Here is a 543-nt window from a genome sequence, read left to right on the forward strand (position 1 = left end):
GTACTGGAGGACGTCCTGCGCTTCGCCTCGTCCGATCTGCTCTGCTATCGCGCCGAGACCCCGCAAGGGCTGGTCGACCGTCAGAACGAACATTGGGATCCTATCATCGACTGGGCGCGGAGCGCGCTTGGCGCCCGCTTTCACCTCGCCGAAGGGGTGATCCATGTCGAGCAGCCGCGCGAGAGCCTTGCGTTGCTCGGCGTTCATCTTGCCCAGCGTGCCGACCCGCTACGGCTGGTGGCCATCCACGTCATGACGTCGCTGACGGGATCGGCGCTGCTGGCGCTGGCCGTCGAGTTCGGCGAGATCGACGGCGACGCCGCATGGACTGCCGGCCATGTCGACGAGGACTGGCAGGCCGAGCACTGGGGACATGACGCGGAGGCTGTCGCCCGCCGTGCCCACCGCAAACGCGATTTCATGGCGGCGGTCGGTCTTCTCGAGGCGCTCAAGGGCTGACCGCAATCGCCGCCCTCATTCGTTTCGCGTAGCACATTGGAGCGACGTGCGTTCCAGTTGGACGTGCGAAGTACGCTCTAACAC

At 65.9% G+C, this 543-nt stretch carries 1 protein-coding gene; it reads left to right on the forward strand.

What is annotated here, in order from left to right; translation table 11 throughout:
- A partial coding sequence (locus EOA86_RS37715) for an ATP12 family protein (protein WP_281035753.1) occupies positions 1-459 on the forward strand: 459 nt, incomplete at its 5' end.
- Positions 460-543: the final 84 nt, after the last annotated feature.

This window comes from Mesorhizobium sp. M5C.F.Ca.IN.020.32.2.1 (genome assembly GCF_004023105.1).
Lineage (GTDB): Bacteria > Pseudomonadota > Alphaproteobacteria > Rhizobiales > Rhizobiaceae > Mesorhizobium > Mesorhizobium wenxiniae.